This is a genomic window from Thalassospira sp. CH_XMU1448-2 (genome assembly GCF_037027285.1).
GTDB lineage: Bacteria > Pseudomonadota > Alphaproteobacteria > Rhodospirillales > Thalassospiraceae > Thalassospira > Thalassospira profundimaris_C.
The window spans coordinates 873805-895730 of record NZ_JAYMEA010000001.1; the positions used below are offsets into that span (position 1 = coordinate 873805).

General features: G+C 54.4%; 17 protein-coding genes. 13 read left to right on the top strand and 4 right to left on the bottom strand.

The window, feature by feature from the left end; genetic code table 11:
- Positions 1-48: 48 nt before the first annotated feature.
- Both WA318_RS03960 and WA318_RS03965 read right to left on the bottom strand, forming a co-directional pair.
- Positions 49-720 carry a response regulator transcription factor gene (locus tag WA318_RS03960; protein WP_114096754.1) on the bottom strand — a complete coding sequence of 224 codons (672 nt, stop codon included), beginning with the start codon at positions 718-720 and terminating at the stop codon, positions 49-51.
- Positions 721-766: 46 nt separating this feature from the next.
- Positions 767-2170, bottom strand: coding sequence for a cache domain-containing protein (locus WA318_RS03965; RefSeq protein ID WP_114096755.1), 1404 nt, complete (start codon positions 2168-2170; stop codon positions 767-769).
- Between the two features lie 433 nt (positions 2171-2603).
- On the opposite strand from WA318_RS03965, the gene pyc reads away from it, so the two are divergent.
- From pyc to glcF, 4 genes are all read left to right on the top strand, one after another.
- Positions 2604-6071 (top strand): pyruvate carboxylase, encoded by a 3468-nt coding sequence (pyc, locus tag WA318_RS03970; RefSeq protein WP_336080063.1) that lies wholly within the window; start codon positions 2604-2606, stop codon positions 6069-6071.
- A gap of 16 nt (positions 6072-6087) precedes the next feature.
- Positions 6088-7572: an FAD-linked oxidase C-terminal domain-containing protein gene (locus WA318_RS03975; protein ID WP_114096758.1), complete on the top strand. Its 1485-nt coding sequence runs from the start codon at positions 6088-6090 to the stop codon at positions 7570-7572.
- A gap of 88 nt (positions 7573-7660) precedes the next feature.
- Positions 7661-8902: a glycolate oxidase subunit GlcE gene (gene glcE, locus WA318_RS03980; protein ID WP_336080064.1), complete on the top strand. Its 1242-nt coding sequence runs from the start codon at positions 7661-7663 to the stop codon at positions 8900-8902.
- Entirely contained in the window at positions 8902-10227 is a 1326-nt protein-coding gene (glcF, locus tag WA318_RS03985) for a glycolate oxidase subunit GlcF (protein ID WP_336080065.1), read from the top strand. Before glcE ends, glcF begins: the two co-directional genes overlap by 1 nt.
- Positions 10228-10320: 93 nt before the next feature.
- Here glcF and WA318_RS03990 read toward each other — a convergent pair whose 3' ends face one another.
- Positions 10321-10620 carry a hypothetical protein gene (locus WA318_RS03990; RefSeq protein WP_114096761.1) on the bottom strand — a complete coding sequence of 100 codons (300 nt, stop codon included), beginning with the start codon at positions 10618-10620 and terminating at the stop codon, positions 10321-10323.
- A gap of 416 nt (positions 10621-11036) precedes the next feature.
- Between WA318_RS03990 and WA318_RS03995 the strand changes: the two genes are divergently transcribed.
- The 6 genes from WA318_RS03995 to phoB all read left to right on the top strand — a co-directional run bounded on the left by WA318_RS03995 (position 11037) and on the right by phoB (position 17193).
- Entirely contained in the window at positions 11037-12068 is a 1032-nt protein-coding gene (locus WA318_RS03995) for a PstS family phosphate ABC transporter substrate-binding protein (RefSeq protein ID WP_114096762.1), read from the top strand.
- 134 nt (positions 12069-12202) lie between these two features.
- A complete protein-coding gene (gene pstC, locus WA318_RS04000; RefSeq protein WP_114096763.1) occupies positions 12203-13582 on the top strand; it encodes a phosphate ABC transporter permease subunit PstC in 1380 nt (459 codons plus the stop codon).
- A 52-nt stretch (positions 13583-13634) separates the two neighbouring features.
- On the top strand, positions 13635-14924 hold the full coding sequence (gene pstA / locus WA318_RS04005) for a phosphate ABC transporter permease PstA (RefSeq protein ID WP_336080066.1): 1290 nt from the start codon (positions 13635-13637) through the stop codon (positions 14922-14924).
- Between the two features lies 1 nt (position 14925).
- On the top strand, positions 14926-15729 hold the full coding sequence (gene pstB / locus WA318_RS04010) for a phosphate ABC transporter ATP-binding protein PstB (RefSeq protein WP_114096765.1): 804 nt from the start codon (positions 14926-14928) through the stop codon (positions 15727-15729).
- Positions 15730-15754: 25 nt separating this feature from the next.
- Positions 15755-16477 carry a phosphate signaling complex protein PhoU gene (gene phoU, locus WA318_RS04015; RefSeq protein ID WP_114096766.1) on the top strand — a complete coding sequence of 241 codons (723 nt, stop codon included), beginning with the start codon at positions 15755-15757 and terminating at the stop codon, positions 16475-16477.
- Positions 16478-16494: 17 nt separating this feature from the next.
- A complete protein-coding gene (gene phoB, locus WA318_RS04020) occupies positions 16495-17193 on the top strand; it encodes a phosphate regulon transcriptional regulator PhoB (protein WP_101245355.1) in 699 nt (232 codons plus the stop codon).
- 81 nt (positions 17194-17274) lie between these two features.
- Here the strand turns inward: phoB and WA318_RS04025 are convergent, their stop codons facing one another.
- On the bottom strand, positions 17275-19224 hold the full coding sequence (locus tag WA318_RS04025; protein ID WP_336080067.1) for a cation:proton antiporter domain-containing protein: 1950 nt from the start codon (positions 19222-19224) through the stop codon (positions 17275-17277).
- Between the two features lie 298 nt (positions 19225-19522).
- Between WA318_RS04025 and WA318_RS04030 the strand changes: the two genes are divergently transcribed.
- From WA318_RS04030 to folB, 3 genes are all read left to right on the top strand, one after another.
- Positions 19523-20485, top strand: coding sequence for a calcium/sodium antiporter (locus WA318_RS04030; protein WP_336080068.1), 963 nt, complete (start codon positions 19523-19525; stop codon positions 20483-20485).
- A 49-nt stretch (positions 20486-20534) separates the two neighbouring features.
- Complete coding sequence (locus tag WA318_RS04035; RefSeq protein WP_258548600.1) at positions 20535-21305, top strand: SDR family oxidoreductase; 771 nt, start codon at positions 20535-20537, stop codon at positions 21303-21305.
- 88 nt (positions 21306-21393) lie between these two features.
- Positions 21394-21834, top strand: a complete 441-nt coding sequence (gene folB / locus WA318_RS04040; RefSeq protein ID WP_114096768.1) for a dihydroneopterin aldolase — start codon at positions 21394-21396, stop codon at positions 21832-21834.
- The last annotated feature ends 92 nt before the right edge of the window (positions 21835-21926 follow it).

Sequence of the window (21926 nt, forward strand, 5' to 3'; positions counted from 1 at the left end):
TCAATCTAAAGTCGACCAGCGTCCAATTGTGCCTGTAAAGTCAAGGACTCAGGGATTGGTATCGAGCGTCACCAGACCTTTTTCGATGGCATAGCGCACAAGACCGGCAGAGCTGTCGATATCAAGCTTGCGCTTGATGTTCCTGCGATGTGTTTCGACAGTGCGGACACTGATATCAAGTTCGCGCGCAACATGCTTGTTGCTCGCTCCCTTGGCAAGAAGGCGCAGAACCGTTCGTTCGCGTGTTGTCAGCGGCACACCGTCATTGCTGCTTCCTTCGCCCGCACTGATGCCGTCAAAGGTCGAGCTATAGGCTTCGCCGCCATTGGCGATGGTTTCAATCGCCCGGACCATGTCATTTGACGATACGTCTTTCAGGATAAAGCCCTTGGCACCTGCCTGCTGGGCCGTACGCAGATATTCCGGGTTTTCGTGCATCGAAAGAATGACGACCTTGGCATCCGGCAGGGTTTCACGGAATTTCTCGGCCGCTTCGAGGCCGTTCATTACCGGCATGGAAATATCCATAAGCACGATATCAGGACGAAGTTCGGCCGCGAGTGACAAGGCTTCAACACCGTTGCTGGCTTCGCCAATGATATTGATATGGTCAAAACATTCCAGTCGCGAACGAATTCCGTCCATCACAAGGGCATGATCATCGCATAGCAGAATGCGTAATGGGCGATCCGGGGAATAGATTTGATTGGCACTGTTCATTGATCGAAACTTGGTCCTGTCGCGTAACGGTGATTGCAAGGCCAGATTAACCGGTGATTGATCTCTCGGGTAGACCATTCTGGCTGGATGCCGGAATAAATGCAGTGATTTTGGTTCCGTCATCGGGTTCTGAGCGTACCGAAAGCCCGCCGCCATGGAATTCCATGCGTTCGCGCATGTTGCGCAAGCCGATCCCGGCGCGCGGATCACGGTTACGGATATAGCGATTGGTTTCAAAGCCGACGCCGTTATCGGTAATGCGCATCACCACGCTGGGGCCTTCGCGTTTGATCGATATTTTGATCACGGTTGCGTCGGCATGACGTTCGATATTGGTCAGGGTTTCCTGCAATACGCGGTAAAGCGTGGTCTTCTTGGCGATATCAAGCTGGTTGTCGATATTGTCGATTTTCACTTCCATCAGGATACCGGATCGATCCTGAAGCTCTGCACACATGCTTTCGATGGCCGGTTTCAGACCAAGATCGTCAAGAACCGCCGGACGCAGGTCGCGCGAAATTCGCCGGACTTCGTGAATGGCGTCCTGCAATCGTTTGGCGGCTTTTTCCATCGGTTCGACTGCGTTTTCACGTGCTTGCCCAATGCGTGCGATGGCGGTTTCGACTGAATATTTGACCGATACCAGTATCTGGCTGATGCCGTCATGCAGTTCACGTGATACCCGAAGGCGTTCCTGTTCCTGAACATCAACCACGCGATGGGTCAGTTCCTTGAGCTTGGCATCAGCAAGTTTGCGTTCCGAAAGGGTCACAACCGTGCCTGATATTCCAACCAGAAGGACGGCAAGGATTGTCACGCCGATGATCGAAATCGTGGTTTCGCGAATATGGGTGGAAACTTCGGTCTCGATCTCGGTGACCTGTTCGGCGATATCGTCGATATAGATGCCTGTGCCGATCATCCAGTCCCATTTGTCGAGCATCAGGGAATAGGTGATCTTTTCGGTGGGTTCGCCAGTCGATGGTTTTTCCCAGACATGGCGCATGAAATCGCCACCCTTTTCAGCGTTGAAAATCAAACCCTGAATGACGCTGTTGCCGTTAATGTCGCGCAAATTCCAATAGGTCCGGCCAACCCGCCAGGGCTGGGGCGGTTCGACAAGTGCCGTTCCATCACGGTCATAAATAAAGAAATAGCCATCCTTGCCATAGGACAGGTCTTCGATGATGGCCTTGACCCGTTCCTTGGAAACCGCATCAAGCGGGCTTGCCACCGAATAGATGTGGTCAATCGATGCCATCGCCAGTTCGAGATAACTTTTGAGCTCTTCCTTGCGGGCTTCAAGGATGTTGCGTTCAAAGGTTCTGATTTCTGCTTCTGCCAGTCTTTCGGCCTGCGCAAAGACCAGCCATGAGATGGCGGATGCAGCAAGCACCAGCGGCAAAATGGAAAGCAGCAGGAACTTTAGTCGAAGATTCAGCTTCGGCATGGGCGTAACCGTTTCAGGGTTGGGGTCTTTTTCGTGGGGCGGACAATAGCATATCTGTCACAAAAGTCCCCGAAAGATCACGGTTTTTCAGGCCGCATGGGTGTTGTGGCAGTGTTTTTCGTTCCACATGGTGAAAAGCGACTGGTCTTGTTTTTGTTCAATTGGTATTACCAATTTCAGAGATCATGCTTTGACAGGGAGAGGGCAATGCGCATATACCAGAACCGACGCCTGCCCACCGGGCGCCAAAAGCTCTGGATGCATTGCACAAGATCTCAACGTGCAGGCATCTTGTTCCGCCACAAAAGGTATGGCGTTGCAGGCATCCCGCACCGCAGCGCATTCCGGGACCATATCGTGGCGTTTCACTTGGTTTTGGCAGGCGCGCACAGGCACGTTCCTGCCAGGAAAATGTGGTAGGAGCCCGGTGTCAATGACGCGTTCTGCACCTAAGCGTATCCGTAAACTTCTGGTCGCCAACCGTGGCGAGATAGCGATTCGTGTTTTGCGAGCTGCCAACGAGCTTGGCATTCGCACCGTTGCGATCTTCTCGGACGAAGACCGTTTTGCCCTTCACCGTTTCAAGGCTGATGAAAGCTATGCGGTGGGCAAGGGTAACAAACCCATTCGCGCCTATCTCGATATCGAAGACATTCTTCGGGTTGCACGTGACGCCGATGTGGATGCGATCCATCCCGGATACGGCTTCCTGTCGGAAAACCCGGAATTCGCCGATGCCTGTGCCGAGGCCGGGATTCAGTTTATCGGCCCTGATTCCGATGTGATGCGTGTCCTTGGTAACAAGGTTTCTGCGCGTAATCTGGCCGAAAGTGCAGGTGTTCCGGTCATGCCGGCATCAAGCGCCTTGCCCGAAGACATGAAGGAAGTCACCCGGATTGCCGAGAAAATCGGCTATCCGCTGATGCTTAAGGCAAGCTGGGGCGGTGGTGGCCGTGGCATGCGCGTCATCGAAAATGGCAAGGATCTTTCCAATCAGGTCCTTGCCGCACGGCGCGAAGCCGAAGCCGCCTTTGGCAATGGCGAGGTCTATTTTGAAAAGCTGATCCGTCGCGCCCGCCATGTTGAAGTTCAGCTTCTGGGCGATACGCATGGAACCCTTGTTCATCTGTATGAACGTGACTGCTCGGTTCAGCGCCGTAACCAGAAGGTTGTTGAACGCGCACCCGCGCCATACCTCAATGATGAACAGCGTCAGGAAATCTGTGATGCCGCTATCCGGTTGGGGACGGCTGCCAATTACGTGAATGCCGGGACCGTCGAATTCCTGATGGATGTTGATACATCCAAATTCTATTTCATCGAGGTCAATCCGCGTATTCAGGTCGAACATACTGTGACCGAATGCGTAACCGGTTTTGATCTGGTCAAGGCGCAGATCCTGATTGCGCAGGGCGGACGCATTGGTTTCCCGTCGGAAACCGGCATTCCCTGGCAGGACAAGATCAAGCTGCGTGACCATGCGCTTCAGTGTCGTATCACCACCGAAAACCCGGAAAACAACTTTGTTCCCGATTACGGGATCATCAAGGTTTATCGCGGGGCCAACGGTTTTGGTATTCGTCTTGATGGCGGTACGGCTTATTCCGGTGCTGTGATCACACCGTTCTATGACAGCATGCTCGAAAAGGTCACCGCCTGGGGCAGTACCCCGCGTGAGGCCGTGGATCGCATGGACCGTGCCCTTCGTGAATTCCGTATTCGCGGTGTGGCCACCAACCTTGCCTTCCTTGAAAACCTGATCAATCACCCGAAATTCCGTGCGGGTGAATATACCACGCGCTTCATTGACGAAACGCCCGACCTGTTCAAGTTCGTGCGCCGTCGTGACCGTGCGACCCGACTTCTGCGTTTCATCGGTGAAGTTGCTGTGAACGGCAACCCGGAAGTTGAAGGCCGCATTGTTCCGACCAATCTGCATGATCCGGTGATGCCGAAATCCATCGATCTTGGCGAAATCCGGCCCGGTACCAAGCAAAAGCTTGATCAGCTGGGGGCAGAGGGGTTCTCGCGCTGGATGAAGGATCAGGAACGTGTCCTGATTACCGATACCACGATGCGTGATGCGCATCAGTCACTGCTTGCTACGCGTATGCGTACTTACGACATGCTCGAAATTGCGCCCTATTATGCGCATGGCCTGCCGGAACTGTTTTCGCTGGAATGCTGGGGCGGGGCGACGTTTGATGTTGCCATGCGCTTCCTGAAGGAAGACCCGTGGGATCGCTTGGTCAAGCTGCGTGAACGGGTTCCCAACATCCTGACCCAGATGCTTTTACGGGCATCAAACGCGGTTGGCTATACGAACTATCCCGACAATGCGGTTGATTATTTCGTCAAGCAGGCGGCTGAACATGGCATGGATGTCTTCCGTGTCTTTGACAGCTTGAACTGGGTCGAGAACATGAAAGTCGCCATGGAATCGGTTCTGAAAACCGACAAGCTGTGCGAAGCGACCATCTGTTATACGGGCGATATCTATGACAAGAACCGCCCGAAATATAATCTTGATTACTATGTGAATATGGCGCGCGAGCTTGAAAAATCAGGTGCGCATATTCTGGGTCTTAAGGATATGGCCGGGGTCTTGCGTCCGGCGGCGGCGACCGAACTGATCAAGGCACTTAAGGACACGGTCAATATCCCGATCCATTTCCACACCCATGACACCAGTGGTATTTCGGCTGCAACCGTGATTGCCGCGATTGATGCAGGCGTTGATGCGGTGGATGCGGCGATGGATTCCATGTCGGGTCTGACATCACAGCCCAGCCTTGGTTCGATTGCCAATAACTATATCGGTCAGCCACGCGATCCGGGCCTCAAGACCGAGGCGCTCAAGGAAGTTTCGACCTATTGGGAACAGGTTCGTCGTTACTATGCCGGCTTTGAAAGCGATATCCGCAGCGGTACTTCGGACGTCTATGTCCATGAAATGCCCGGTGGCCAATATACCAACCTGCGTCAGCAGGCCCGTGCATTGGGGATCGAGGATCGCTGGCCCGAAGTGTCGAAGGCCTATGCTGCCGTCAACAAGATGTTCGGCGATGTCGTCAAGGTCACGCCAAGCTCCAAGGTTGTTGGCGATATGGCGCTGATGATGGTGACGTCCGGTTTGTCCGAGGAAGACGTTCTTGATCCTAAAAAGGACATTGCCTTCCCCGATAGCGTGATTTCCTTCTTCCGCGGTGAAATTGGTCAGCCGGTTGGTGGTTTCCCGCCCGCCCTGCAGCGCAAGGTTCTTAAAGGTGCCGAGGCCCTGACGGATCGCCCGGGCAAGTCATTGCCGCCGATCGACTTCGAAGCGACCCGCAAGGAAGTCGAAAAGAAAACACACCGCAATATCAGCGATGCCGAGGTTGCATCCTATGTGATGTATCCCAAGGTGTTCCTTGACTATGCCGAATACCGAAGCCACCACGCCGACGTTTCCATTCTGCCGACCCCGGTCTTTTTCTACGGGATGACCCAGAACCAAGAAATTTCGGTTGATCTGGAAAAGGGCAAAACCCTTGTGATCCGTTATCTGGCGACGTCGGAATTCGGTGATGAGGAAGGCCATCGTACGGTGTTCTTCGAGCTGAACGGCCAGCCGCGGACGGTCAAGGTTGCCGACAAGACACTGGCTGCGTCCGGCAAGGCGCGACCAAAAGCCGAAGATGGCAACAAACTTCACATCGCGGCCCCGATGCCGGGTCTTGTGGTCGAGGTGCATGTTGCCGAAGGCCAGAAGGTCAAGGCTGGGGATGTGATGTGCTCGCTTGAAGCCATGAAAATGGAAACCGCAGTTCATGCGGAAAAGGACGGTGTGGTGGCAAAAATCCACGCACCGGCCGGTACACAGGTCGACAGCAAGGACTTGCTGGTCGAATTGAAGGAGTAAACGACCGATGCTTAGGATGCCTGAGCCGAACCCGAACACACTTGCGCGACGCAAGGACATTATTGCCGCCATGCGCGAAATTGTTCCGGCAACTGGTGGCGTGATCGTCGATGAGGATCAGCTCAGGCCCTATGAATGTGACGGGTTGATGGCCTATCGCCAGCTGCCCATGATTGTGGTCCTGCCCGAGAATACCGGGCAGGTCGCAGCCATTCTGAAATATTGTCATACAAATAAAATTCGCGTTGTTCCGCGGGGTGCCGGTACCGGTTTGTCTGGTGGGGCATTGCCGATGGCGGATGCGATTACCATTAGTATGATGAAATTCAATCGCGTGCTCGAGATCGACTGGGATAACCGCGCGGCTGTGGTGCAGCCCGGCGTGACCAATCTTGGCATCACGCGTGCAGTTGAACATAAAGGGTTCTATTACGCACCCGATCCGTCCAGCCAGATTGCCTGTTCGATTGGCGGCAATATCGCCGAGAATTCAGGCGGTGTGCATTCCCTGAAATACGGCCTTACGACTAATAATGTCCTTGGTCTTGAGATGGTCACGATCGAAGGTGAAATCCTTCGCATCGGTGGCAAGGGCCTTGATCAGAGCGGATATGACCTTTTGGGGATCATCACCGGTTCCGAAGGCCTTTTGGGGATCGTGACCGAAGTGACGGTACGCATCTTGCGCAAACCGGAAACCGCGCGTGCATTGCTTCTGGGCTTTAACAGCAGTGAGGCCGGTGGCAATTGCGTTGCCAAGATCATTGCGGATGGCATCATTCCTGGCGGTCTTGAAATGATGGATGCCCCGGCGATCAAGGCGACCGAGGACTTTGTTCATGCGGGTTACCCGCTTGATGTCGAGGCATTGCTGCTTGTTGAACTTGACGGACCAAAAGTCGAAGTCGATTACCTGATCGAAAAGGTCGGCGCGATCGCCAGGGATTGCGGTGCTGTCTATTCGCGTATTTCCGAAAGCGAGGAAGAACGCCTTCTGTTCTGGTCAGGCCGCAAGAACGCCTTTCCCGCGATTGGCCGTATTTCGCCCGATTATATGTGCATGGACGGCACCATCCCGCGTGCCCGCCTTGCCGAAGTGCTGACCGGTATGCAGGTCCTGTCGCAGCGCCACGGCCTGCGCGTTGCCAATGTTTTCCATGCAGGTGACGGCAATTTGCATCCGCTGATCATGTTTGATGCCAATCAGCCCGGTGAACTGGAACGTGCCGAAGAATTCGGCGCAGATATCCTGAAGCTTTGCGTTGAAGTGGGGGGCGTTTTGTCTGGCGAGCACGGCATTGGTGTCGAGAAGCGCGATCTGATGCCCGAAATGTTCACTGAAGATGACATGAAGCATCAGGAACGTCTGAAACTGGCGTTTGATGAGGATGAGCTTCTGAACCCCGGCAAGGTATTCCCGACCCTGCATGGTTGTGGCGAGCTCAAAACCCTGCATGCGCGTGAAGTTGCAAACAAGTTCCCGGATATTCCGCGCTTCTAGGCCCGGCCGATAAACAACAAGAAAAATCCTGTCACCGGTTCCCGCAGTCCGGTCGGCAAGGATCAAGAGAGGAAGAGAGAGAACCACAATGACGGAAGTCATATCCCCCACCACGCCAGAACAGCTGCGTGATGCCATTGGTTGGGCTGTTGATGCCAAAAAGCCGCTGGAAGTGATCGGATCGGGTAGCAAACGGGCATATGGGCATGCGGTTGCTGCCGACCATGTTCTGGATCTGTCAAAATTGACCGGTGTCCTGTTTTACGAGCCCGAAGAACTGGTGCTTTCTGTCCGTGCAGGAACGTCGCTTGCCGAAATTCAGGCGACCCTGCGCGAAAAGAACCAGCAATTCCACTTTGAGACCGGAAATTTTCCAGCCCTCCTTGCCGATGATGTCGCACAGAATGCCGGGACGATTGGCGGTCTGATCGCAACCAATCTGTCGGGACCGCGCCGGATCAAGGTCGGGGCCGCACGCGATCACCTGTTGGGGTTTGAGGCCGTCAGTGGTCGCGGCGAGGATTTCAAATCCGGCGGACGGGTGATGAAAAACGTCACCGGTTTTGATCTTTCAAAACTTATGTCGGGATCGTTCGGGACACTTGGTGTGATGCATACCATCACCATGAAGGTGATGCCGTGCGACGAGAAAGCCCGGACTGTTCTGATTGCCTGCAATGATCCTGAGCGTGCCGGAATGGCAATGAACCGTGCAATGGGCAGTGAAAACGAAGTCTCGGCGGCGGCATGGGTTGCGGCCGAAGATGTGGCGAGGTTCGGCATTGATGTTGCGTCTGCAATGGGCACCGGCCTTGTTGCACTTCGGGTAGAGGGACCGGCGCCGTCTGTTGCCTGGCGCTGCGAAGCCCTGCGCAAACTGTTGGCCGAATTTGGTGCCAGCGAAGAGTTGCATACGACAAATAGCGCAACTTTCTGGAAGGCGGTTGCGGATGTTGCACCCTATAGCGGTTCGTCAGGGATGCTGTGGCGCGTATCAGGCCCGCCAGCATCCGGTGGTGTTCTTGCCGCAAAGCTTGCCGCCCGGACCGGCGGCAAGGTGATGATGGACTGGGCGGGGGCGCAAATATGGCTGCGTCTGGACGGATCGGATGCGATGGCCGGTACGGTGCGCCAGATTGCCCAATCGGAAAGCGGTCAGGCTGTTCTTGTTCGCGCACCTGCCGATCTGCGTGCAGAGGTGCCGGTTTTCCATCCCGAAGACCCTGCACTGGCGCGGATTAACCGCAAAATTCGGGATAATTTCGATCCCGTCGGTATCCTTAATCCGGGACGGATGCACCTGAATATTACGGAAGGGGGGCAGGTATAATGCAGACCAATTTTAGCGCCGCCCGTCTTGCGGACCCGATGATTGCCGAAAGCGAGCAGATCCTGCGCAAATGTGTGCATTGCGGGTTCTGTACGGCAACATGCCCGACCTTTGTTACCCTTGGGGATGAACTCGATAGTCCGCGCGGGCGGATCTATCTGATCAAGGATATGCTGGAAAATGACAAACCGGCAACAGATCGGGTGGTCAAACATCTTGATCGTTGCCTGTCCTGTCTTTCCTGCACCAGCACCTGTCCGTCCGGTGTCGATTACATGCATCTGATAGATAATGCGCGGGCCCATATCGAAGAAAACTATCAGCGTCCCCTTGGGGACCGGTTGCTGCGCAAGTTGCTTGCGCTTGTTGTGCCAAACCCGACCCTGTTCCGTCTTTCAATGATCGGGGCGAAGCTTGCGGCACCGTTTGCGGGCCTCATGCCCGGACGTCTCAAGGGCATGCTGAAAATGGGGGCGCGACATATGCCGCCGCCAAGCTGGGTCGACAAGCCACAGATCATTCCGGCCATTGGAACGCGCAAGGGCCGGGTCGCAATCCTGACGGGATGTGCACAGCAGGTCCTTGAAACCGAGATCAACGAATCGACAGTTCGTCTATTGACGCGCCTCGGCATCGAAGTCGTTGTTGCCAAGGGTGCCGGATGCTGCGGGTCGCTTGTGCATCATATGGGCAAGGAAGAGAAATCACGTCATCAGGCCAAGGGCAATATTGATGCCTGGAGTGCGGAAATCGCAGGCGAAGGCCTTGATGCAATTGTGATTACGGCTTCGGGCTGTGGCACGACAGTCAAGGATTACGGTCATATGCTGCGCCTTGATAAGGCCTATGCAGCCAAGGCGGCCAAGGTGTCGGAACTGGCCAAGGACATCACCGAATATCTGGCAGAGCTTGATGTTGATGGTGCTGTGTTTGCCAAGGCATCGCATGGAAGTCCGCGGGTGGCCTATCATTCGGCCTGTTCGATGCAACATGGCCAAAAGATCACGCGTCCGCCGCGCGATCTTTTGAAAAAGGCCGGATATGATGTGGTCGAGATTGCCGAAGGCCATCTTTGCTGCGGGTCTGCTGGTGTTTACAACCTGTTGCAGCCTGAAATCGCGGGCAAGCTTCAGGAACGCAAGCGCGGCAATATCCGTGCAACCCGGCCTGATCTGGTCGCGACCGGTAATATCGGATGTATGGTTCAGATCGAAACAGACGATCTGAAAGTCATTCACACTGTCCAGCTTCTTGACTGGGCAGCAGGTGGACCGGTTCCTGCAAAACTTCAGGACCGTTTTGCGGAAGTTACACCGGCATCATAAAAACCGGCGGTATTCGGGTCCAAAAACAGAAAAGACGACAGGCCAACCTGTCGTCTTTTTATTTTCGCGGGTATTTCTTGTGGCACGACGTGCCTAGACGTCTTTGCCCAACAGGCTTTGCGCGATGCCTTCGGCCGCGGAACCTTCGCTGCTGTCTTCGGCATAGGCTGCGGTCTTTTCGCGAATCCACTCGATGGCGGCAGCATCATCAATTTCGACTTTCTTGGCGACAAGGGCGAGGATCGCCTCAATCGCAAGAACGTGGGATGCCACATTATTTACAGCGACATGCAGATCATCGATATGCCGAGAAGCCGCTTCGGACATTTCGCCGAGTTCGCCGGACAGTTTCTGGATCAGTTCCTGAATCTCGTCAATCGAGGCATTGCTCATGTCGTTCTCCTGTTATGGCCGCACCAGAAACGGGCACGACGTATTTGTTGTCCCTGAATGCACAGTTGCTTGGAATGGCGGACATGTAAAGAGGCTGGCGGGATTTTATCCATCGCACGGCAGCAGCGACCGGGCAGGCCGACCTCGGGATGAGCGATTGTGACAGTTTTTGTTACAGTCTGTCGTAAAACAACAGAAAAGAGCCGGGGAAGGTCAAGAAACCGGCGTTTCAGGGTGTCGGGCGAAATCATACAAGTCATTGTTTTATATTGATTATATATCGAATTTTGACCGCGTTGATACGTTGTCACATAACGTTAACAAAAGCGACACAATACCGTAAGCACCCAGCGTTAGAGTCCGCCTCGCAGATCGTTGCACCGTTCCGAAGTGGAACAACCATTGGGGAATATACCATGAAGAAGACTCTTGCTGTTGCGGCGCTGATGAGCGTTGCCTTTGCTGGCGCTGCCCAGGCACGCGACCAGATTCGTATCGTTGGTTCGTCCACCGTTTTCCCGTTTGCAACCGCAGTTGCAGAAGAATTCGGTAAAACCACCTCGTTCAAAACCCCGGTTATTGAATCGACCGGTTCTGGCGGTGGTCTGAAGCTTTTCTGTGCAGGTGTTGGCGAACAGCATCCGGACATCACCAACGCTTCGCGTCGCATCAAGAAGTCCGAAGTTGAAACTTGCGCCAAGAACGGCATTTCTGAAGTTACCGAAGTCAAAGTCGGCTTCGACGGTATCGTTCTGTCGAACTCGAACGAAGCTCCGCTGCTGGATCTGACCAAAGAACAGATCTTCCTGGCTCTGGCTAAAACCGTTCCTTCCAAAGACGGCAAGTCGCTGGTTGATAACTTCTACAGCACCTGGTCGGAAATTGATCCGAGCCTTCCGAACGTGAAAATCGAAGTTCTCGGCCCGCCGCCGACCTCCGGTACCCGTGATGCCTTCACCGAGCTGGTACTTGAAGAAGCTTGCGACGAGTTCGCTGTTATTGCCGACCTCAAGAAATCCAACAAAGATCAGCACAAAGCAGTTTGCGCTGGTGTGCGTGAAGACGGTGCCTATGTCGAAGCTGGTGAGAACGACAACCTGATCGTTCAGAAGCTCGAAGCAAACCATGATGCACTTGGCATCTTCGGTTTCTCGTTCCTTGACCAGAACGGCGACAAGCTTCAGGGTTCCCTGATTGCTGGTGTTGCTCCGACCTTCGAAGCAATCTCGGCTGGTGACTATCCGGTATCGCGTTCGCTTTACTTCTACGTAAAGAACGCACATGTCGGCACCATCCCGGGCATCAAAGAATATCTGGCTGAATTCACCTCGGAAAAAGCATTCGGTGACGAAGGTTACCTTGCTGACCGTGGCCTGATCCCGATGGCCGCGAGCGAGCGTGAAGCTGTCCGTAATGCTGCGACGAACCTTTCGCCGCTGAGCATGTAACGTGATCTTTCAACCGATGGCGGCTAATGCTGCCATCGGTTTCTTTGTTTCCGCGCTTGATTAATTTATTGTTTTTGTCCTATTGGCCTCTCATCTGATTCCTACAGGTTCATCTGGCAAACGGATTTAACGTAATGTCCCTGTCTTTCCTGTTGCTCGCGGTTGCTGCACTTTGTGCATTGTCCTTCTATTTCGGACGCCAGCGGGCCGTGGCCCTTTCGGGCGGACGGTACAGCAATCTTCATTCTCTTCCGGCTCATTACGGGACCTATGTGGCCCTGTGGTGCGGCCTGCCTGCATTGTTGCTGCTGCTTGTCTGGCATATCTTCCAGGGATCGATCATCGAAGCGATGATCATTGCCGAACTGCCTTCTGAAATTACCGGTGACTCCGGACAGCTGTCGCTTGCCCTGAACAGTATTTCACTGATCGCAGCGGATAATGGCCAGCATCTGACTGTCTCACCCGAAGTCATCGATGCCGGGCATCGTCTGGCAAATCTGCAGTCGATTGCAAATGCGGCACTGGTCGTTGTGATGCTGACCGGTGCGTCGATCGGGGTGTCGCTTTCCTATCGTAAAATCTCGCCGGATTTGCGGGCACGTAACAATGTCGAACGCATTTCCCGCTGGGTGATGATTGCCTGCTCGGCGATTGCGATCCTGTCGACGGTCGGTATCGTTTTCTCGTTGCTGTTCGAAGCCCTGCACTTCTTTAGCAAGATCAACCCGGTTGACTTCCTGTTTGGTCTGGAATGGAGCCCGCAAACGGCGATCCGTGCAGATCAGGTTGCATCCGACGGTGCGTTCGGCGCGATCCCGCTTTTTGTCGGCACACTCCTGATCACGATCATCGCCATGTGCGTTGCGGTGCCGGTCGGTTTGTTCTCTGCCATTTATATGGGCGAATATGCATCGTCGAAATTCCGTGCGGTTGCCAAGCCGGCGCTTGAAATTCTCGCGGGTGTTCCGACGGTTGTTTATGGCTTCTTTGCTGCCCTGACCGTTGCGCCGTTCCTTCGCAATAACGGTGCGATCCTTGGTCTTGATGTCAGCTCGGAAAGTGCCTTGGCAGCGGGCCTTGTCATGGGTGTCATGATCATTCCGTTCGTATCGTCGCTGTCTGATGATGTGATGTCACAGGTGCCGCAATCATTGCGTGACGGGTCTTATGGTTTGGGCGCAACCAAATCTGAAACCATCCGTCATGTCATTTTCCCGGCGGCGCTTCCGGGGATTGTCGGGGCGGTTCTTCTGGCGGTTTCACGTGCGATTGGTGAAACCATGATTGTTGTGATGGCAGCCGGTCTTGCCGCGAACATGACTGTGAACCCGCTTCAGGCTGTGACCACTGTGACTGTCCAGATTGTCACGCTTCTGGTCGGTGACCAGGAATTTGACAGTGCAAAAACCCTCTCGGCCTTTGCGTTGGGGCTGGTTCTTTTCCTTGTCACCTTGGGCCTGAACGTATTTGCCCTTAAGGTAGTTCAGAAGTATCGCGAGAAATATGACTGATATGGCATCCCTCATGGAAGACAGAGCCGCTGCAAAGGTGATTTCGGATAAAATGCACAAGCCCGTTGACTGGGATAGTCCGAAGATCGCGCGGAACATCAAAAAGCGTTACGCAGCTGAACGCCGTTTCAAGATTTATGGACTAAGCGCAATCGGTATTGCGCTTCTGGCCCTGTTCGTTCTGGGGTTCTCTATTGGCTCGAAGGGCTATAGTGCGTTCTTCCAGACCTATGTTCAGCTTGAAATTCATTTCGACCCGGCTGAAATCGATCCGCAAGGTACCGGCGACCCCGCAGTGATCGGCAAGGCCAACTTCGATGGTCTGATCAAACAGGCATTGCGTGACCGCTTCCCGGAAGTCACCAGCCGTCGCGACAAGCGCGACCTGTATGACGTCGTTTCGGGTGGCGCATCCTATGATCTGCGTGAACGGGTTCTGGCAAATCCGAACCTGATTGGTCAGACGCGCAAGGTCTGGCTGATTTCGGGCGATGATTTCGACATGCTCAACAAAGGCTATATCGATGCCGATGTTGATGAAGGCAGCCGTCGCCTGAATGACAAGGAAATCAGCTGGTACAACACACTGGTTTCATCCGGTGCTGTTGAAAAGCAGTTCCATGCCCGCTTCTTTACCAGCGGGGATTCCCGTGAACCGGAACTTGCCGGTATCTGGGGGGCTGCGGTCGGTTCGTTCTATACGTTGCTCGTCACGCTTGCCCTGTCGTTCCCGATCGGGGTTCTTGCAGCGGTTTATCTTGAAGAATTCGCACCGAAAAACCGCTTCACGACAATTGTCGAGGTCAATATCAACAACCTTGCAGCTGTTCCGTCGATCGTGTTCGGTCTGCTGGGGCTTGAGGTTTATCTGAACGTCATGCATCTGCCGCGTTCGGCACCGGTTGTTGGTGGTCTGACGCTGGCCCTGATGACCTTGCCAACGATCATCATTGCATCGCGTGCGGCGATCAAGGCGGTTCCGCCATCGATCCGTCAGGCGGCCCTTGGTCTTGGTGCATCACCGGTTCAGACCGTTACACACCATGTCCTGCCGCTGGCAATGCCCGGCATCCTGACCGGTACCATCATTGGTATGGCACAGGCACTTGGTGAAACGGCACCGCTTCTGATGATTGGTATGGTGGCGTTTATCGTCGACATTCCGGGTGGTGCACTTGATCCGGCGACGGTTCTGCCGGTCCAGATCTATCTGTGGGCAGACAGCCCGGAACGTGCCTTTGTCGAGAAAACCTCGGCTGCGATTATGGTTTTGCTGGCCTTCCTGATCCTGATGAATGGATTGGCTGTGTATCTGCGCAAAAAATTTGAACGGAAGTGGTAAAATGGCTGCTGTATCCCAGAGCGCAATGACGGCAGAGCCGTCGGTCTCAAGCCCGAAAATGACGGCACGTGACCTTAATCTTTTCTATAGCGATAACCAGGCCCTGTTTGACGTCAATCTTGATATCGTTGAACGCCAGGTCACCGCGCTGATCGGTCCGTCGGGCTGTGGCAAGTCAACCTTCCTGCGGTGCATGAACCGCATGAATGACACCATTGATGGTGTCACCATCAATGGTGAAGTGACCCTTGATGGTCGTGACATCTATGACAAGCGCATCGACGTTGTTCAGCTGCGTGCACGTATCGGGATGGTGTTCCAGAAGCCGAACCCGTTCCCGAAATCGATCTATGACAACGTGGCTTATGGACCGCGTATCCATGGTCTGGTCAATTCGCGTGACGAACTTGACGAAATCGTCATGACCTCGCTTGAACGTGCGGGCCTGCTCAAGGAAGTCAAGGATCGTCTGCAGTCACCGGCAACCGGCCTTTCCGGTGGTCAGCAGCAACGCCTTTGCATCGCGCGTGCGGTTGCGGTCAGCCCTGAAGTCATCCTGATGGATGAGCCGTGCTCGGCACTTGATCCGATTGCTACGGCAAAGGTCGAAGAGCTGATTGACGAGCTGCGTTCGAACTACACCATCGTGATCGTGACACACTCCATGCAGCAGGCTGCACGTGTATCGCAGCGGACCGCATTCTTCCACCTTGGCAAGCTGGTCGAGGTTGGTGAAACAGATCAGATATTCACCAACCCGAAAGACGAACGCACCAAGGGTTACATTACCGGTCGCTTCGGTTAAGCAGCGACACGAGGAGCACGCATAAATGGCTGACGACAAAACACATATCGTAAGTTCGTTCGACGAGGAACTGACCCGTCTGAACAACATCATCTCGCAGATGGGCGGGCTTGCAGAAAGTCAGCTGATCTCTGCGATCCGTTCGATTGTCAAACGGGATTCCGAACTGGCTGAAAAAGTCATTCTGTCGGATCACCGTATCGATATTCTCGAACAGGAAGTTCAGGATTTCGCCGTGCGTCTTCTGGCCTTGCGCCAGCCGATGGCAGATGACCTGCGTCAGGTCGTGACCGCACTCAAGCTGTCAAACGATCTGGAGCGTATCGGTGATCTGGCGAAAAACATCGCCAAACGCGCGCAGGTTCTTAACCAGATTCCGCCGATCCGTCCGGTTCAGGTGATTCCGAACATGGGCAAGCTGGCGCAGGAAATCATCAAGGACGTTCTGGATGCCTATATCGAAGGCGATGCCGAAAAGGCCGAGCGTGTCTGGGCCCGCGATCAGGAAGTCGACGATATGTACAATTCGCTGTTCCGCGAATTGCTGACCTACATGATGGAAGATCCGCGCAACATCACGGCATCGACCCACATGCTTTTCATCGCCAAGAACATCGAACGTATTGGCGATCATGCAACCAATATCGCCGAGACGATCTATTACCGGATCAAAGGCGAAGACCTGCCGGCAATTGACCGGCCAAAAAATGATGCAGCGAACTTTGCTGTCGTCGAACCGAATGAGTGACACTGGAGCATAGGAAGATGGACCCAACGGTTCTTATCGTCGAGGACGAAGCTGCAATCGTAACCATGTTGCGCTACAACCTCGAACGTGAGGGGATGCAGGTAGTCGAAGCCGGTGACGGTGACGAAGCGTTGAAAATCCTTGCGGAAACGCATGTCGATCTTGTCCTTCTGGACTGGATGTTGCCGGTAATGTCGGGGATTGAAGTCTGCCGCCAGATCCGTCGCAAGCCCGAAAGCCGCGATTTGCCGGTCATCATGGTGACCGCACGTGGCGAAGAAGGCGATCGTATCCGTGGTCTTGATACCGGTGCTGACGACTATGTCACCAAGCCGTTCGCAATTGGCGAGTTGCTTGCCCGTATTCGTGCGCTGCTGCGTCGGTCCGGTCCGGCGCAACCACAAGGGCAGTTGGTCTATTCCGATATCGAAATGGATCTCGCAGCACACCGTGTCAGCCGCAACGGCAAGGCCATCCATCTTGGCCCGACCGAATTCCGTCTTCTGCGCTATTTCCTTGAGCATCCGGGGCGTGTGTTCTCCCGCGAGCAGCTTTTGAATGCTGTTTGGGGACCGAATATTTATGTCGAAACCCGCACGGTTGACGTTCATATCCGTCGTCTGCGCAAGGCGCTCAATGATGTCAAAGGCACCCGCGATATCATTCGTACGGTTCGTGCCGCCGGTTATGCGCTGGATTCAGAAACCGCTGCCTGATCTCTGATCTGAGCAAAGATCATCTACCCGGTTTCAGAAAAAACAAAACCCCCGTTGCCAATGGCTGCGGGGGTTTTGCCTTTAATGATCGTTTTCGGGCTTTGTCTTGCGTGCCCGACCTGAACTTGTCGAGGTTGTTTTCTTGGCCGTTGCGGACTTTACCGGTGTTTTACGCGTCGGGGTCTTCTTGGCGGCAACCCTGCGCGTTCCCGTTTTCTTTGCCGGGGGCTGTGATGCCGGTTCGGGTTTGTTTTCCGACCTGGCATCTGCTTTGGATTTGGTTTCCGCAACTGATGCCGGTTCTGCTGCCACGGGGGCCTCAGGAACCTTTTTCCGCTGGGTCCGTGGGGCCAGTTCGTTCATCAACAGCATGTCGGCACGGCGGAACTTGGCGATTTCGGCGTCGATATCTTCCTGTGGCACATCACAGGCCGACAAGACGTGATCCGAAAGCCGAAGGCCGGTTTCAAGTACTTCAGGGATGGCCGCATCTGCACCGCTACGAGACAGGGGTCCGATATGGGTGATGTCCTGGGCACGGGCAAAGATTTTCAGATGCGGATAATGTTGCCGCAAAAGCGCAACGGTCTTTTCAGTCGCATGCGGATTACCCATGGCAACAACGGCAATGCGGGCCTCGTCGGTGTGAGCTGCCCTGAATGTTTCCGGGCGTGATCCATCGGCAAAGAAGACAGGTAGTCCCTCGGCACGACCCCGTGAGACCTGTTGGGCGTCGCTATCAAGAACGATAAAGGGAATGTTCCGGGTTTTAAGAAGGCGCGCCAGAACGCGACCAACACGGCCACTGCCAATCACCAGAACATGTTGATGAATTCCGTCTGTTTCATCCGAAATCGGACCAAGCTGGTCGTCTTCCTTGGGATGAAGCTTTTCTTCAATCCGGTGCCCAAGGTTAATCAAAGTCGGGGTGAGCGCCATGGAAATGGCGACCACCGGGATCAATATGGCCGCCAAATCACGCGGGATCGCACCGTTTTGCGCTGCAAGAGAGAACATCACAAAGGCAAACTCGCCACCAGCCGCCAGGCTCATGGCAACACGAAGTGCGGATCCGCGTTCAAACCGAATGGCAAGGGACAGGACAAACAGAACGGCCGTCTTGATGATCAGCAGCCCGATCAGCCACAAAATGACGCTGCCAAACTGCTCATAGACGACATTGGCATTGACCGACATGCCGACCGACATGAAAAACAGCGACAGGAACACACCGCGAAACGGCGCGATGTCGGCTTCGATCTGATGACGGAATTCCGTTTCGGCGAGCATCACGCCCGCGATAAAGGCACCAAGTGCCATTGAAAGCCCGGAAAGCTCGGTCAGGGTACTGGCGGCGAGAACGACAAACAGGGTCCCAATCGCAAACAGTTCCGGGTTCTTGAGAGACGCGATATAGCGAAAGAGGCGTGGCAACAGATACCGCCCGACAACCAGCAGCAAGGCGACAGAGCCAAAGCCTGAAAGGATACTGATCCAGGGGCTGGTTTCTGTTCCGGCATCACCGGCCGCCTGAACCATGATCAGGAACGGACCAACCGCAACATCCTGTACCAGAAGGATTGCCAGGGCTGCGCGTCCAAAACGCGTATTTAATTGCCGGTCATCAGAAAGCTGTTTGAGGATGATTGCCGTTGAGGACAAAGCCAGCGCACCTGCAATCACAAGCGATGCAGCCAGCGGCAAATCAATCAGGGCCAGCACAGCCATGATGGCTGCCATCGATACCAGAATCTGAAAAAGGCCAAGGGCAGCAAACCTGCCACCAATGACCCGCAACCGTTCGCGTGAGAGTTCAAGCCCGATCATGAAGAGCAGGAACACGACACCAAGTTCGGCAACGGTCGAAATGTCTTCGCGTTCGGTAATCAGACCCAAACCGAACGGCCCGATACAAAAGCCGCCAATCAGAAATCCGATGATCGAATTGGCGCGCAGGCGATGCGCAATAGGCACGGCAACCACAGCCGCAGTCAGGATCAGAAACAGCTCGAACAGGACGCTGTGATGCATGGTCAGAATCAATCCGGCAAAGCAGATAAATATTTGAAAATAACGAGATTAACAGGATAACTGAAATAGCACACACAGTCCTGTGGAAATTTGCCGGTTCAACGGCAATTAACCCGTACCGGATTGATCTGCTTCAAGGCAGCAGTGACAGGTTTTCTCTAGGGCGCGCCGGGCCGGGCGAGTAAATTGTGTGACAATTGTCATGGCCAGATCACTTGCTATTCGTGATGTCAAATGCCATGTTCCGCGGGCCTGATCCGGGCCAATGTAAACGACAGTCAATAAGAGCAAACGTATCTTGGAACAGTTCATTCCCTACATTCAGATCATTGCGGGTCTTGTCCTTCTGACCGTTGGCGGTGAGTTTATCGTTCGTGGTGCGGTTGGTCTTGCCCTGTTGCTGGGCGTGTCAAAAGTGATTGTGGGGCTGACAATCGTTGCAGCCGGAACGTCCGCACCGGAATTTGTCGTGTCACTGAATGCGTCGCTTAAGGGAACGGCCGACATCGCGATGGGCAACGTGGTCGGGTCCAATATTGCCAATATATTGCTCATTCTTGGTGCGGTGGCTGTTCTCAAGCCCGTGGCGGCAAGCCGGGTAACCGTGGTCCGCGATGGCGGGGCGATGCTGCTTGGGACTGTTCTGTTTATTGGTCTTTGCATGTTTGGCGCCATTGATCGCTGGGCAGGGGCTTTGATGCTCTGCGTTCTGGTGGCGATCTGGTACTTCACCTACAAGCATGACAAGAACATGCCAAGCGATGCCAGCCAACTGCATGAAGAAGAAGTTGACGAAGTCGGAGAGGTTCCAACTGGCTGGCTCAAACCGATCATTGCGACGGTTGTCGGTATTGTTGCCCTGATGTTCGGGGCGGAATGGCTTGTCGACGGTGGTGTTTCCGTCGCGCGTCAGTTCGGCGTTTCCGAAGCCGTGATCGGCCTGACGCTTGTTGCATTCGGAACGTCTCTGCCCGAACTTGCTGCATCTGTTGTGGCGGCATTCCGCGGGCATTCGGATGTGGCGCTTGGTAACGTGCTGGGGTCCAACCTTTTGAACCTTCTGGTGATCATTGGCGGTGTGTCGCTGATTGCGCCAATCCCGGTTCCGGAGCAAATCTTGAATTCCGATATCTGGATCATGCTGGCGGTGACGGTTGGTTTGATCGGGATTGCATATGCGTTTCGCAAGATTTCGCGCATCACCGGTGTTGCATTTGTGATTGCCTATCTGGTCTATGTCTTCCAGCTTGTCGCGGCATAGGTCACCAGTTTGAACAATATGACGGGACGATAAAGGGATCAGCACAGCCATGAGCGCACAGATGCCCAAAACGGTTTTGATTACGGGGGCGGCAAAACGGATCGGGCGTGCGCTGACGCTTGATCTTGCCAAAGACGGGTATGATGTGGCGCTGCATTGTCACCACTCGCGCAAGGATGCCGAAACCCTTGCCGATGAAATCCGTGCCCTTGGTCAGCGTGCCTGTGTCATCTCTGCTGATCTTGGCCGCGAGGAAGATACCCATCGCGTTGTCCGTGAAGCACAGGCGTCACTCGGTCCGGTTGGTGTCCTGATCAATAATGCATCAACCTTTGAATATGATGACGTGCACAGTGCGACCCGTGAAAGCTGGGACCTTCATATGGAGGCCAACCTGCGTGCGCCATTTGTGCTGTCGCAGGAATTTGCCAGGCGTCTTCCCGACGATGCACAGGGCGCGATCATCAATATTCTTGATCAACGGGTCTGGAACCTGAACCCGCATTTCATGACCTATACACTGTCCAAGGCCGGGCTTTGGACCTTGACCCAGACGCTTGCACTGGCACTTGCGCCAAAAATTCGTGTTAATGGCATCGGACCGGGTCCGGCATTGCCTAGTCGTCGGCAAACACAGGAAGTTTTCGATCAGCAATGCGCGAAAACCCCCCTTCAAGTCGGGACAAACCCGCAAGAGATTTGCGATGCGGTTCGATTTTTCCTTGCCGCGCCCGCCATCACCGGGCAAATGTTAGCCCTTGACGGCGGGCAGCATCTTGATTGGGCGCCCAGTGGCAAAGATGACAAGCCAATAGAATGATATCTGGTGTGGATGCCCGATATCGGCCGGACGGGCAGGGAGTGGACACAGTTTCCATGCCCGAAAGCAGCACAAGGAAGACCGGAATATGACCGCAGGCCTGAAACAGGATGCCAAGATTACGACATTGCCATTTGCCGATCTGCCCCATGCAGACCGGGCAGGCAACCTGCGCCGTGTCTTTGTCCGCGATATGGTGATCCATACCTCGATCGGGGTTTATGATCACGAAAAGGAAGCCCCGCAACGCGTGCGGATCAATCTTGATCTGGCCGTGCTTGAAGGCGACGGCGTTCAGAATGACGATATTACAACCGTACTGAGTTACGAGGATCTGGTGGTTGGCACCCGACGTATTTGTCAGGATGGCCATGTGAACCTTGTGGAAACTCTTGGGGAAAAACTTGCGGATATGTGTCTTGCTGATCCACGGGTGCGCAAGGTGATCGTTCGGGTTGAAAAGCTCGATGTTTTTGAAGACGTCGCGGCTGTCGGGGTCGAAATCGAACGGCACAATATCGCGCGCTAATTAACGCCGATTTCCAGCAAAAAATTTACTTTTTCAGACGGTAAGGACAAGGGACTCTGTGATTCCCTTGGGGCGAATCGCATCTGTCCTTA

Coding starts and splice junctions, on each gene's coding strand:
- WA318_RS03960 (WP_114096754.1), bottom strand. CDS start 720: ATGAACAGTGCCAATCAAATCTATTCCCCGGATCGCCCATTACGCATT.
- WA318_RS03965 (WP_114096755.1), bottom strand. CDS start 2,170: ATGCCGAAGCTGAATCTTCGACTAAAGTTCCTGCTGCTTTCCATTTTG.
- pyc (WP_336080063.1), top strand. CDS start 2,604: ATGACGCGTTCTGCACCTAAGCGTATCCGTAAACTTCTGGTCGCCAAC.
- WA318_RS03975 (WP_114096758.1), top strand. CDS start 6,088: ATGCCTGAGCCGAACCCGAACACACTTGCGCGACGCAAGGACATTATT.
- glcE (WP_336080064.1), top strand. CDS start 7,661: ATGACGGAAGTCATATCCCCCACCACGCCAGAACAGCTGCGTGATGCC.
- glcF (WP_336080065.1), top strand. CDS start 8,902: ATGCAGACCAATTTTAGCGCCGCCCGTCTTGCGGACCCGATGATTGCC.
- WA318_RS03990 (WP_114096761.1), bottom strand. CDS start 10,620: ATGAGCAATGCCTCGATTGACGAGATTCAGGAACTGATCCAGAAACTG.
- WA318_RS03995 (WP_114096762.1), top strand. CDS start 11,037: ATGAAGAAGACTCTTGCTGTTGCGGCGCTGATGAGCGTTGCCTTTGCT.
- pstC (WP_114096763.1), top strand. CDS start 12,203: ATGTCCCTGTCTTTCCTGTTGCTCGCGGTTGCTGCACTTTGTGCATTG.
- pstA (WP_336080066.1), top strand. CDS start 13,635: ATGCACAAGCCCGTTGACTGGGATAGTCCGAAGATCGCGCGGAACATC.
- pstB (WP_114096765.1), top strand. CDS start 14,926: ATGGCTGCTGTATCCCAGAGCGCAATGACGGCAGAGCCGTCGGTCTCA.
- phoU (WP_114096766.1), top strand. CDS start 15,755: ATGGCTGACGACAAAACACATATCGTAAGTTCGTTCGACGAGGAACTG.
- phoB (WP_101245355.1), top strand. CDS start 16,495: ATGGACCCAACGGTTCTTATCGTCGAGGACGAAGCTGCAATCGTAACC.
- WA318_RS04025 (WP_336080067.1), bottom strand. CDS start 19,224: ATGCATCACAGCGTCCTGTTCGAGCTGTTTCTGATCCTGACTGCGGCT.
- WA318_RS04035 (WP_258548600.1), top strand. CDS start 20,535: ATGAGCGCACAGATGCCCAAAACGGTTTTGATTACGGGGGCGGCAAAA.
- folB (WP_114096768.1), top strand. CDS start 21,394: ATGACCGCAGGCCTGAAACAGGATGCCAAGATTACGACATTGCCATTT.